Source organism: Curvibacter sp. AEP1-3, assembly GCF_002163715.1.
GTDB lineage: Bacteria > Pseudomonadota > Gammaproteobacteria > Burkholderiales > Burkholderiaceae_C > Allorhodoferax.
Map to the genome: position 1 here is coordinate 2,119,160 of NZ_CP015698.1, position 15,006 is coordinate 2,134,165.

Annotated in this window: 2 protein-coding genes; both read left to right on the plus strand. The window is 60.7% G+C overall.

Features of this window, described 5'->3' with window-relative positions; translation table 11 throughout:
* Positions 1-78: 78 nt before the first annotated feature.
* A complete protein-coding gene (gene fliE / locus AEP_RS09835; RefSeq protein ID WP_198301932.1) occupies positions 79-396 on the plus strand; it encodes a flagellar hook-basal body complex protein FliE in 318 nt (105 codons plus the stop codon).
* Positions 397-670: 274 nt separating this feature from the next.
* Positions 671-14,998, plus strand: coding sequence for a hypothetical protein (locus tag AEP_RS09840; protein WP_087495210.1), 14,328 nt, complete (start codon positions 671-673; stop codon positions 14,996-14,998).
* Positions 14,999-15,006 lie beyond the last annotated feature (8 nt).

Sequence of the window (15,006 nt, forward strand, 5' to 3'; positions counted from 1 at the left end):
TTACCCTCCAATTCAAAAAAATACGCAGAGAGGTGCGGGCATAGGATTCGCGGCAACCCAACTTACAGGGAGACCAGCATGGATCTCAAGCTCACACCCGTCTCAATGCCCACCTCCATCCGCCCCTCTACCGGCATCAAACCCGGCGGGGCCAGCAGCGCCACCGGCGTAGGCGGCGGTTTTTCCGGGGAACTGAAAAATGCCCTCAGCTCCGTGAGCGCCGCCCAGAACGAATCCAGCCGCTTGCAGCGGGAAGTGCAAATGGAGAACCCCAAGGTCAGCCTGGAGGAAACCATGGTGGCCATCCAGAAAGCCCAGATCGGCTTCCAGGCTACCCTGCATGTACGCAACCGCATGGTCCAGGCGTACACCGACATCATGAATATGCAGGTGTGATTGATTTACTATATTTTTGATAGCTACTCGCGCACATTCAGCGTGCGCCAGATGCCAATTTCATACATAAACACAAGCTGTATATCCAGCCAGCCTGCTCTTCGTCATAAACCCTGAAAAGCGGAATATTTCCGGCTTGTAGCCCATCGGCCTCAAGATTTTTTCAGATTTGACGTAATACCGTGGAGAGGCCGTATTGTTGAAGTGGGTGACCCGGGTTACCTGCCGTGCGGCCAAGAAATTGCCAGCAGACACTTAATCCGAGAGGCCTACCATGACCACGATCACCATATCCGGCGGCGACAGCAATCTGACCCTGCCCGGAAACATCGACACGATCGTGGGGGGAACGGGGGCGGACACGATCACCATCAGCTCCCAGCTGACGGATGTCAGCAACACCCTGATTGACCTCGGGGCCGGTATCGACAGCCTGACCTTGGGCAACTTTGCCAATACCGGAACCATCGCCAACATCGAGTCGGTCACCGGCAATTCAGGTGCAGACACGCTGACCCTGTCTGCAGCCGCCACCGGCGTCACCATGGACTTGGGCGCTGGCAGCGACAAGGTCACCCTCACCACCGGCACCAACACCATCACTCTGAACAACGTCGAAACCGTGGTCGGTGTGGCCGGGGACGACACCGTCACCATGGGAGGCTCCTTCGGCGCGGCAAACGTCAGTTTGGGCAGTGGCGCTGACGTGCTGACCCTCAATACTGCGGTCACTTCCGGCAGTTTTGATCTGGGCGCAGGCAATGACACCATCACCTTTAGCAACGGTGTGAACTCGGTGAACGTGGCAGGTGCGGAAACCGTCACCGGCGGCACCAGCAACGACACCATCACCCTGACGACCGCCATCGCCTCTGCGGGCGTTATTGACCTGCTGGCCGGTACTGACTCCCTGACGCTTGCCGGAGGCGGCAACACCGCATCCATTTCCAACGCCGAGACCATCACCACCTCCGCCAGTGGCGACGACGTGATCACCATCGGCGCGGCACAGGCCAGTGGCAGCATCAACCTCGGCGATGGCGCCGACCAGATCACTTTTGCAGGCAGCGGCAACACGGTCACTCTGTCCAACGTCGAGTCCGTCACCGGCAGCGCCGGTGCTGACACCCTTACCCTTGGCGCCGCACAAACCGGCGTTTTTGACCTCGCTGCGGGCAACGACACCCTGACGCTGGCGGCAGGCACCAACGTCATCACAGCTTCCAACGTCGAGTCCGTTTCCGCCGGCACCGGTGACGACACCGTCACGTTGTTGACGGCTACGACCGGCGGTGTTTTCAACCTCGGCACCGGCGCTGGAGTTGACACCCTCACGCTGACCAACGGCACCAACACCCTGAACGCCACGGGTATCGAAACCCTGACTGGCGGCACCGGTGACGACACCGTCACCATGGGCGGTACGGTGACTGCCGGTGTCTACCAACTGGGCTCAGGCGCAGACAGCATTACCCTGGCCAACGGCACCAACAGCCTCACCGCCAGTAACGTGGAAACCGTCACCGGCGGCACCGGCGCAGATACGGTGGTGTTCGGAGCCGCCATCACGGGTGCTACGGCCAACCTCGGCTCTGGTGCCGACAGCCTGACGCTGGCCGCCGGCGGCAACACCTTGAGCGCCAGCGGCGTGGAATCGATTACAGGCGGCGGCGGAGCCGATGTCCTGACGCTGACTGCAGCCACGTCCGGTGCCACCATCGACTTGGCCGCCGGCGCCGACTCTCTGGCACTCGCCTCCGGCGGCAACACCCTGACCGTCTCCAACGTGGAGTCCATCACCGGCGAGGCCAATTCCGATGTCATTACCCTGGGTGCGGCACAAACCAGCGGCACTATTGATCTTGCAGGCGGTATCGACAGCCTGACGCTGGCCAATGGCACCAACGCGCTCAGTGCAGCCAACGTAGAAACCATTACCGGCGGCACCGGCAACGACACCATTACGCTTACCACCGCTGCCATTTCGGGCAATAGCGTGAACCTGGGCGCCGGCGCCGACGTTCTGAACCTGCTGGATACCGCAACCAACGTCCTGACCGCAACCGGCGTTGAAAGTGTCTTGGGCGGCAGCGGCGCGGATACCGTGACCTTCGGCGCAGCCATCACCGGCGCAACGGTAGATCTGGCCAGCGGCAGCGACAGCTTGACTCTGGCCAATGGCACCAACAGCCTGACGGCCAGCAACATTGAAACCATCACTGGCGGCACAGGCAACGACACGATCACCCTGTCTGGTGCCGTCTCGGGCGCAACCGTGGCTCTGGGTGCCGGAACCGACACACTGACGCTGGATGCAGGTGGCAACACATTGACGGTCAGCGGTGTAGAAACCATCGCTGGTGGCGGTGGAGCAGACAACGTTACCTTCAGCGGCGGCGTTACCGGTGGCTCTTTCAGCCTCGGGGCAGGAGCCGACCAATTGACGTTGGGTGGCGCTTCCACACTCACGCTGGACGGCACGATTGAAAGCCTGGTCGGCAGTTCCGGTGCGGACACGATCACGATGAGTGCCGCTGTAGCCTCGGGCACCACCTTCGATCTGGGCGCAGGCTCCGACCGCCTGAACCTGGCCGACGGCGGCAACACGGTCACCTTGAACGGCAGTGTGGAGACCCTGATTGGCGGAAACGGCGCTGATGACATCACCCTCACCCAAGGTGTGATCAACATGCAGATTGACAGTGCTGGCGGCGCTGACAAACTGACACTGGCTAACGCAGCCAACATCCTGCAGGTCTCCAACCTGGAATCCATCACCGGTAACTCCGGTGCCGACCAGATTACGTTGCGCACAGCAGTCACCAACGGCCAGTTCAATCTGGCAGGCGGCACCACTGACCGGATCGTGCTCGCGGACTCTGACAACAGCCTCACAACCACTGCGGTTGAAACCGTCACCGGTGGCACAGGCGCCGATACCCTGACTCTGGGCGATGCCAGCGTAGGTGGGGTGTTCAACCTCGGTGCCGGCACCGACTCCCTGACCCTGACCACAGGCACCAACACGCTGACCGCGTCCAACATTGAAAGCATTACCGGTGTTGGCGGTGACGACACCGTGACCCTGGGAGCAGCCAGCACCAGCGCCGTCATCGACCTGGCAGGTGGTACCGACCAATTGAATTTGGCAGATGGCACCAACGTCATCACGGCTACGGGCATAGAAACCATCGTCGGCAACTCCGGTGCCGACACACTGACACTGGGCGCGGCGCAAGCGGCGGGAGATATCGACCTTGGCGCCGGTACCGCCGACAAACTGTTTCTGGCGAACGGCAACAATACCTTGACGGTGGCAGGTGCCGAAAGCGTATTGGGTAATGCTGGTGCAGACCAAATCACATTGGGCGCAGGCATTTCGAATGCCATCTTCGACCTTGGCGCTGGCAGCGACGTGCTGACCCTGTCCGTCGAAAATCACAACATCACTGTCGCCAACATTGAGACCGTCACAGGTGGTGTCGGCGACGATGTAGTGACCTTCAACTCGCTGACAGCTGGCACCGGTGTATATGACCTCGGCGTCGGCGCCGACCAGGTCATCCTGGGCAACGGTACCGGGGCGAACACCATCACTGTCAACAATGTGGAAAGCTTCACCGGAAGCTCTGCGGCTGACACAGTGACCTTCGGCGCAGCGGTAGCAGCAGGTACCGTCAACCTCGGTGTTGGCACTGACAGCTTGACGCTGGCCGCCGGCGGCAACACCCTGACCGTGTCCGGAACCGAAAGCATCACTGGTAACGCTGGTGCCGACAACATCACCCTGGGTGCGGCCATCAACGGCGCCAATATTGACCTGTTGGGCGGCACTGACCAGCTGACACTGGCCAATGGCACCAACGTTCTGACCGCCACGGGCATTGAGTCCATCAGTGGCGGAACCGGCGCAGACACCGTCACCCTGGGCGCGGGCACTACTGCAGGCACGATTGATCTGGGTAGCGGAACGGATGCGTTGACATTCTCCGCAGACGGTGGTTCCTACACCCTGACAGGCGTGGAAACCACCACCGGCGGCACCGGTGACGATCTTGTCACCATCGGTAGTGCGGCCAGTGGCATCACGGTGACGCTGGGTGCAGGTGCTGACGCCCTGACCCTCGCAGGTGGCACCAACCAAGTCACCACCGTGGGCGTGGAAACGGTTACCGGTGGCGCAGGAACCGACACCCTGGTGCTCACCAACGTCGCGAACACCCTGACTACCAGCGGTGTAGAGACCATCACCGGCGGCACAGCAACCGACACACTGACCCTTACCGACATTGCTAACGCCTTGACCGTGTCCTCCATCGAAAGCCTGACTGGCGGCACCTTGGATGACAGCGTCACTCTGGGTGCAGCGGTGACCGGTGCAACATTTGACCTCAAGGCCGGGATCGACATCCTCCGCCTGGCCAGTGGCACCAACAGTCTCACCGCCACCAACGTGGAAAGCGTGGTTGGCGGCGGCGGTACCGATACCCTGACCTTGGCGGGCAATGGCAGCGCCATCACAGTGTCTGCAGTGGAAACCGTTGTGGGCAGCACCGGTGACGATGCAGTGACCCTGAGCACCACCGTTAGCGGCGGCAGCTTCGATCTGGGCACTGGCACCGACACCTTGAATCTGGCCAATGGTGGCAACACCCTGACTGTCAGCGGAAGCATTGAAACCGTGGTCGGTGGATCGGGCAACGACCTGATCACTGTCGGCAGCGCCGTTACCGGCTTGACCTACGACTTGGGAGCCGGCACAGGTGACCGTTTGACCCTGTCCAGCGCAGGCGCTAACTCCATCACCGCGGTGGGCGTGGAAACTGTTGCAGGGGGAACTGCCAACGACACGGTCACTTTCACTGCCGCCGTATCGGGGACCAGCATCGATCTGGGCGCGGGCACCCAGGACAAAATCATTCTGGCGGATGCGGTCAATACGCTGTCTCTGAATGCCACGGTAGAGACCGTGGTGGGCGGCACATTGGCAGATTCCATCACGCTGACGGCCGCAGTCACTGGCGGCATTTACCAGCTGGGTTCGGGCACTGACACCCTGACACTGACCAGCATATCTGCCAACTCGCTCACTGCGAGTGACATCGAAACCATTACCGGCGCCAACGGCGATGACACGATCACCCTGGCTACAGCCATCACAGCCGGTGTCATCAACCTGAATGCAGGTAACGACAGTCTGACCCTTGCCAACGGCACCAACAGTCTGACCGCCACAGGTGTAGAAACCATCACCGGCGGCACCGGCGACGACAGTGTCACCCTAGGAACCGCCGTGAGCGGCGGCACCATTTCTTTGGGTTCCGGTACGGATACCCTGACACTTGCGGGCGGCGTGGGCTCCACCCTGACGCTGGACACCACAGTAGAAACCGTGGTCGGCAGCGCCGGCAATGACACCATCACCGTGAGTGCCACGGTCACCAGCGGCAGCTACGACCTGGGTGCCGGTGCGGGCGACCGCCTGAATCTTGCAGGCGGCAACAACGTACTGACTTTGGGCAACAGCATCGAAAGCCTGACTGCAGGCGCTGGCGACGACACCATTGTTCTGAGTGCCGGTGTCGCCAACATGCGCTTGGATCTCGGCGGCGGTGCAGACAGCCTGACACTTGCCAATGCCTCCAATAGCGTGACGCTCTCGAACATAGAGTCGGTCACCGGCAACTCCGGGGTAGACCAGGTCACCCTCACCACCACACTCACTGCAGGCCAAATCAATCTGGGTGCGGGCACCGCCGACAAGGTCACACTGGCCAACGGCACCAACAGCCTCACCGCGACTGGCGTGGAAACCATCAACGGTGGCACAGGCGCTGACACACTGACTCTGGGCGACGCGAGCACTGCTGGCCAGATCGATCTTGGCGCCGGTGCAGACGTACTGAACCTGGGCAACTTCGCCAACACGCTGACCGTCAAAAACACCGAATCCATCGTCGGTAACGCCGCGGCCGATACCGTGGCACTGGGCAATAGCGTCAGTGGTGTGCAGGTCGACTTGGCGGGCGGTACGGACATCCTGACCCTGTTCGATGCACCGAATAACCTGACCATCACCAACGTAGAAACCATCATCGGTGACTCGGGCGCAGATACCGTGACGTTGTCGACCAACGTCGCCAGCCTCAATGCCAACCTGGGTGCAGGGGCCGACACCTTGGTGCTTGCAGCAGGGAACAACACCATCAGTGCAACCGGCGTAGAGACCATTACCGGTAATACAGGGAACGACGTCATCGCCTTCGGTGCGGGCGTCACTGGCGGTGTGGTGAACCTGGCAGCAGGCACCGGTGACTCGCTGACCCTGTTCAACGAGGACAACTCCCTGACCCTGACTGGCGTGGAAACAGTGATCGGTGACTCCGGCGCAGACACCATCACACTTACCGACACCGCGGCGGTGAACGTCAACCTGGGTGCGGGCACAGACACGCTGAACCTGGCCAATGGCGTGAACACGGTCACGATCAGCAACGTCGAAACGCTCAATGGCGGCACGGGCGCTGACAGCGTCACGTTCGGCAGCGCATTGACCGGCACTGTCGTGAACCTCGGATCCGGAACCGACAGCCTGACACTGGCAGACGGCACCAACACGGTCACCACGCAAAACGTGGAGTCCGTCACCGGGGGAACCGGCGACGACACCCTGACCCTGGCAGTGGCCGCATCGGGCGTGACCATCAACCTCGCAGCAGGCAACGATGCGCTGGTGCTGGCCAACGGTGCCAACACCTTGAGCGTGAGCAATGTGGAGTCCATCACCGGCGGCACCGGGTCTGACGCAATTACCTTGGGTGCCGGCAGCTCTGCGGGCACCGTGGACTTGGGCAGCGGCGCGGACGTACTGACCCTGTCTAACAGCGACGGCGTCTTTACCGTATCCAACGTCGAGACGCTGACAGGCGGTACAGGCGCAGACACTGTGACGCTGGGTAACAGCGTGACCGGCGCGGTAGTGAATTTGGGCAGCGGAAGCGACAGCCTGACACTGGCCAACGGCACCAACGCCCTGACCGTGGCGGGAGTCGAAACTCTCACCGGCGATGCCGGTGCGGACACCGTTACCTTCAGTGCTGCAACCACGACAGCCATGATCGACCTCGCAGCAGGTAGCGATAAGGTGGTGCTGGCAAATGGCACCAACGCCATCACAACGACTAACGTCGAATCGATCGTGGGCGGCTCTGGTGCGGATACGCTCACGCTGACCAACATTGCCAACACCGTATCGGTGTCAGGGATTGAAAGCATCGTTGGCGGCACATTGGCTGACGCTATCTCCTTGGGCGCTGCCGTCACCAATGCCATCTTTGACTTGGGCAGCGGCACCGACACACTCACACTGTCCGGTGCGGGTGCCAACACACTGACCGCCACAGGCATTGAAACCATCACCGGCGGAAGCGCAGCGGACACGGTGGTACTGGGTGCGGCCATCAGCGGGGCCAGCATCGACCTCGGCTCGGGCGCAGACAGCCTGACCTTGGCTGCTGGCGGAACCACACTCACCGTTAGCAACGTCGAGACCATTCAGGCGACCGGCAGCGGCGACGACAGTATTACCTTGGCCACCAGCGTCAGCGGTGGCTCCATTGATCTGGGCGCGGGCACCGACACGCTCACATTGGGCGCTTCGGGTAACGCTCTGACAGTAGCGGCCTCGGTCGAAAGCCTGGTCGGAGGTGCCGGTGATGACATCGTGACATTGGGTGGTGCCGTCACAGGCCAAACCTACGATCTGGGCGTAGGCTCAGGTGACAAACTGATCCTTTCCAGCGCAGGCGCCAATACCGTCACCGTCAACAATATTGAAACCATTGCCGGCAGTGGCTCGGTGAACGACACGGTAACCTTCACTGCAGCGGTAAGCGGCATTTCGGTGGATCTGGGCGGCGGAACAGACCGAGTGATTCTGGCCGACGCAGCCAACACCCTGTCCCTGAACGCAACGGTTGAAACAGTCACTGGCGGTACGCTGGCTGACAACATCACCTTGACAGCAGCAACCACCGGCACCGTCTACAACCTGGGGGCCGGCACAGACCGTTTGACTCTGGCCAGCGGCACCAACACCATTACCGCCAGCGACGTAGAAAGCATTGTGGGCGGCTCCGGCACGGATGAAGTGACCCTGACCACCGTGACCACCAACTTGCTGATCGACTTGGGTGGCGGTACCACCGACAAATTGACATTGGCCAACGGCGCCAACACGCTGTCTGCCAGCAATGTCGAGACCATCATCGGAAACTCGGGTGTCGATATCGTGACGCTCAGCTCCGTCATCAGCAATGGCAACATCGATCTGGCAGGCGGATCTGACCAGTTGATCCTGGCCAACGGCAGCAACAACTTGACCGCAACCGGCGTGGAGACACTGACCGGCGGCACAGGCGCAGACACCATCACCTTGGGTGCAGCGCAAAGCAGTGGTGTCTTCAACTTGGGTGCCGGCGTGGACCGGCTGACCCTCTCCGGCGCTGCGGCCAACATTTTGAGCTTGGACGCGAGTGTGGAACAGGTCATCGGCGGCGCAGCAGCCGACACTTTGACACTGACCCAAGCTGTTTCCGGCGGAGTGTATGACTTGGCGGGTGGATCCGACAGCCTCGCTCTCGCCAGTGGCACCAACCTGCTTACGGCTTCCAACGTGGAATCCATCATTGGCAACGCCGGGGATGACAACGTCACACTCGGAGCCGCCATCAATGGTGCGAACATGGATCTTGCCGGAGGCAACGACACCGTTCAACTCTCCGGCGCGGGCAACAACAACGTAACCTTGGCAAACGTTGAATCCGTGATTGGCAATGGCAGCAATGATGTGGTCACCCTGACCACCACCCTGTCCGGGGGCACGGTCAACCTGGCCGGCTCCAATGACAGTGACCGCCTGACGCTAGCCGACGGCGGCAACGTAGCCACCATCAACAACGTGGAGTCCTTGACTGGCGGCAACGGCAATGACGTCATCACCATGACCAATGCCAGCCCGTTCAATGCGGTGGTGGATCTCGGCGCCGGCACCGGTGACAAGGTCACCCTCGCCACCGGCGGCAACACCTTGACACTCACCAATGTGGAGTCTGTGGAAGGCAATGCAGGTGCCGACGTCATCACCTTCGGTGCAGCGGTAGCAGGTGCTCAATTGGATCTGGGTGTCGGCGTGGACAAATTGTTCCTGGCAGCAGGCGGCAACACGGTCACAGCCTCCAACCTGGAGAGCATTACCGGTGGCGCTGGCGCTGACGTCATCACCCTGCTCACGACTGTGACCGCAGGCAACTTCGACCTGGGTTCTGGCACGGACGCCATCACCTTGGCAGATGGCACCAACAGCCTGACAGCAAGCAACACGGTAGAGACCATCACCGGCGGCTCAGGTGCGGATACGGTGACCTTCAATGGTGGCGTGAGCACTGGTGCATTCAATCTGGGCGGTGGAAACGACACCCTGATCCTGGCCAATGCAGCCAACAGCTTCACCCTGAGCAGCAACGTCGAAAGCGTGCTGGGTAACTCCGGCGCCGACACGCTGACCTTGGACGGTGCCGTCACCGGCAACACCTACGACTTGGGCGCTGGCGCAGACCGGCTGACCTTGTCCGGATTGGGGGCCAATACCCTGACCCTGAACGGCTCCATCGAGTCTTTGGCCGGCAGCTCGGCTGCCGACACCATCGTGCTGACCAGTGCGGTAAGCGGTCATGTGTACGACCTGGGTACCGGCAACGACCAACTGACCCTTGCTGATGGCGCCAACACACTGACCGTGGGTGGCATAGAGTCCATCCTGGGCGGCACAGGTGCCGACACCTTGACCTTGAGTGCAGCCCAAACCAGCGGCACTTTCGACCTCGGCGCAGGTGCTGACCGCGTCAACCTGTTCAACGCGAACAACACTGTATCGCTGGGCAATGTGGAAACCATCGTGGGTAACAGCGGTGATGATCTGATCACTCTGACTACCGCAATTTCCGGCGGCTCCGTCAGCCTGGGTGCAGGCGCCGACGTACTGACCCTGGCCAACTTCAACAACAGCCTGTCCATTGACGCTGCGATTGAAAGCCTGGTGGGCGGAACCGCGAACGATACGGTCACTCTGACAGCTGTAGCTGCAAGCAACACCTACGACTTGGGCTCGGGTACGGATACCTTGGTGTTGCTGGCCACCGGTACCGGTGCAAACACGGTGACCCTGTCGAACGTGGAATCCCTGAAAGGCGGCTCGGGCGCTGACAACATCACCCTGTCCACCACCATCACGGGCGGCGTCTTCGATCTGGGTTCCGGCGCAGACGTGCTTACCCTGGCCAACGGCACCAACTCCTTGACTGTGTCCGGCGCCGAAAGCATTGCTGGCAACTCCGGCGACGACAGTGTGACTCTGGGGGCAGCAGTCACCGGGGGATCTATCGTGCTGGGTTCCGGCACTGACACCCTGACGCTGGCAAATGCAGCCAACACACTGACCGTTGGCGCTGATATCGAAACCCTGATCGGCAACTCCGGCGCGGACCTCATCACCCTGTCGAGCGCAGTCACCGGCCGTACCTACGACCTGGGCGGCGGCACGGACCGCTTGGTGCTCGCCAATGGCACCAACGACGTCACCGCTGCCAACATCGAAACGGTCACGGGCGGTACAGGCAATGACACAGTAACGCTGACGGCAGGAAGTACCGGAGGCTCGTTCGACCTGGGCAGTGGCACCGACACCCTGACTCTGGCCAACTTCAATAACACGCTGACCCTCAGCAACACCGTTGAAACGCTGGTGGGCGGCAATGCAAACGACACGATTGCGTTGAGCACCACCGTAACAGGCGCTGTATACAACCTCGGCTCGGGAACCGATACCCTCACGCTTTTGGCAACAGGGACCGGCGCAAACACGGTGACCTTGGGCAACGTGGAATCCGTGACTGGCGGTGCCGGTGCGGACACGGTAGCTCTGACCACTCAGACCACGGCAGGCAACTACAGTCTCGGTTCTGGTGCAGATACGTTGACATTGGGTAACTTCAACAACACCCTGACTGCAACCGGCGTGGAAACCATCACCGGTGACAACGGCAATGACACCGTAACTCTGGGCGCAGGCCTGTCAGGCACCACCAGCATTGTGCTGGGTGGCGGTACCGACATCCTGAACCTGGCCAATGGTGGCAACAACTTGACCTTGGGTGGTGACATCGAAACTGTCGTGGGCAACTCAGGGGCAGACCTCGTCACGCTGAGCGCAGCCGTCAACGGCAACGTGTACAACCTGGGCGGAGGCTCTGACGCACTGACACTGGCTGGCGCAGGCAACACTGTTACCCTGAGCGGCGTGGAGACCCTGACAGGCAGCACCGGTGCGGACTTGGTGACCTTGACCGCGGCCCAATCCGGTGGCACCTACAACCTCGGCTCCGGCGCAGACGTCTTGACTTTGGTAGACGGCCCCAACACCCTGACAGTGAGCAACACCGAATCGATACTTGCGGGTACCGGTGTGGACACCATTACCCTGGGAAGCCTGGCGACCAATGCGGCTCTGGACTTGGGCGGCGGGTCCGACAAACTGACCTTGGCCAACGGTGCCAACAGTCTCACTGTCTCCAACATCGAGACCATTGTCGGTGGCACAGGCGCTGATACGCTCACCTTGGCTACAGCCGCATCCGGGCTGAGTATCGACATGGGCTCGGGTACCGACATCGTTCAACTGGGCGACTTTGCCAACACGCTGTCGCTGGGCAACTCCATCGAAACCCTGTTGGGCGGTACCTTGGTCGACACGATCACGCTGACAGCAGCAGTCTCCGTGGGAACCATCAACTTGGGTGATGGCAGTGACAAACTGGTCCTGTTCAACGGCGCGAATACCTTGACCGTGACAAACGTCGAAACACTGGTGGGCAATGCCGGCGCAGACTTCATCACGCTGGGGAACAGCGTGACCGGTCAGACCTTTGACCTCGGTGCCGGCATAGACAAACTGACGCTCTCGGCATCCGGCGCCAATAGCCTTACTGCAGGCAACATCGAAACCATTGTGGGTCTGGGCGCAGATGACACGGTGACGTTGTCCAGCGCAGTGAGCGGATCCAACATCTCCCTGGGCGCGGGCACGGACATACTGGTGTTGGCTACTTCCGGCGCCAACACACTGACGCTGAACACCGACATTGAGACACTGGTTGCCGGTGGCGCGAATGACGTCATCACGCTGAGCGCAGCGGTTGCAGGCCGCAGCTTTGACCTCGGAGCCGGTGTGGACCAAATGACACTGACCGGAGCCAGCAACACCGTTACCCTGGCGAACGTGGAGACCATTACGGGTGGCACCGGCGCAGACACAGTCACGGTGACGTCCAATACCACCGCTGCCATTATCAATCTGGGTTCCGGGGCAGACTCCCTGACCCTGACGGCGAGTTCGGGCACAAATACCCTGACGGTGTCTAATGCCGAAACCATCACGACCAATGCTGCGGATGACACGGTGACACTCGCAACCGGTCTGACCGGTGCAGTGATCGACCTCGGTGGCGGCACCAACAAGCTTAACTTGGCAACTGCAGCCAACACATTCACCATGTCCAATGTGGAGAGTGTGGTCGGCGGCAGCTCTGACGACAAGATCACCTTCCTGACGCAAACAACGGCCGGGCGTTTTGACTTGGGAAGCGGTACGGTCGACACACTCACACTAGGCAACTTTGACAATACGCTGACCGCGATTGGTGTGGAAACTGTTGTGGGCAATGCCGGGGCGGACGACATCACCTTGGGCAACGTTGCTGCAGGTGGATCCTTCAACCTGGGTGCCGGGACAGACGTACTGCGACTGTTCAATGGCGTCAACAACATCACGGTGACCAACTCGGTGGAAACCGTGATCGGCAATTCCGCGTCAGACTTGGTCACGCTGAGCACCAACGGAGCAACCGGCAACACCTACAGCTTGGGCGCCGGTGCAGATTCGGTGACCTTCGGCAACTTCACCAACGTGGCAACACTGGCCAACGTGGAAACGATCACCGGCAACTCCGGCGCTGACACGATCACGCTTACCACCCAAGCAGTGGGCAGCGTGATCAACCTCAGCTCGGGCACCGACATCCTGAACCTCGCCAACTTTAACAATACGGCAAGCGTAGCGGGTGTAGAGACACTCACGGGCAATGCGGGTGCGGACACAATCACCATGACCGCCGCACAGACTGCAGGTGTGTATAACTTGGGTGCCGGCACCGACAAGCTGGTTTTGGCCAGCACGGGCGCCAACACCCTGACCGTCATGAACGTGGAAAGCGTGCTGGGCTCCGGCGCTGTTGACACCCTGACCTTCACAGCCGGTTTGACAGGCAATGTGATTGATCTTGGAACCTTGGGCGACAAGATCATTCTCAGCAACGACGGAAACGACTTCACCGCATCCAATGTCGAGACCATCATCGGTGGTACGGGCAGTGACATCGTGACATTTGGCGCGGTAATCACAGGTGCCACCAGCCTCACAGGCGGTGACGGGGTCGATGAGTTGCGCCTCTTCAACGGAATCAACAACTTCAGTCTTTCCGACGGCACGATTGAAACGGTCACCGGTAACGCAGCAGCAGACACCATCACACTCACTGCCGCTGTCAACGGCACCACCTACAACCTGGCGGGTGGTACTGACATCTTGAACCTGGGCAACTTCACCAATACCTTCACGGCATCCGGTGTGGAAACCATCGTCGGCAACTCCGGTGCAGATACGGTGACCCTGAGCACTACGCTTTCCGGCGGTTTGATCAACCTGGCAGGAGGTAGCGATACCTTGAACCTGTCTTCCGGTGTGAACACCGTGTCTGTGGCAGGCGTTGAGTTCCTCAACGGCAACAGTGGCAGCGATCGCATCACTTACACCACCGCCATCACCGGTGCGACCATCGATCTGGGTGGCGCAAGCGACACCTTGACGCTTGCCGCCAGCGGAACCAACCAGTTGACCATCCTGGGTGTGGAAACCCTGATTGCTTCGGGTGGTAATGACGACATTACTTTGGGCGAGGTTGCCAACTCAGTGACCTTCAATCTGGGTGCCGGTGCAGACAAACTCACGCTCTCAGGCACCGGCGCCAACAATGTGACCGCCACCGGCATTGAAAGCATCATCGGTGGTGCAGCAGATGACACCATCACCCTGGCATTGGCGACTGTGGGCTCTACGCTGAACGGCGGCGCAGGCGACGACACCCTGGTCGGCAGCAACGGTGCCGATACCCTGATCGGTGGCAGTGGCGCGGACCGCTTTGTGTTCCGCGACACGCTGCAATCCAGCGTGACCGTGGCGGATACTGTGAACGACTTCGTGGTCGGTCAGGACAAACTCGTGTTTGAAGGCCTTGGAAACGGCACCTTCAGCATCGTGAGTAGCTTCAGTAATACGGGCAATGCACAGGCTACTTGGGCCTATAACAGTGGAACCTCTACCGGTACACTGCTTATCGACTCCGATGGCAACGGCGCAGCCGACATGAAGCTCACTTTGCTTGGAAGTTCCGCGGCAGCGCTCAGCGCTTCCGATTTCCAATGGACCTAAACACGCTC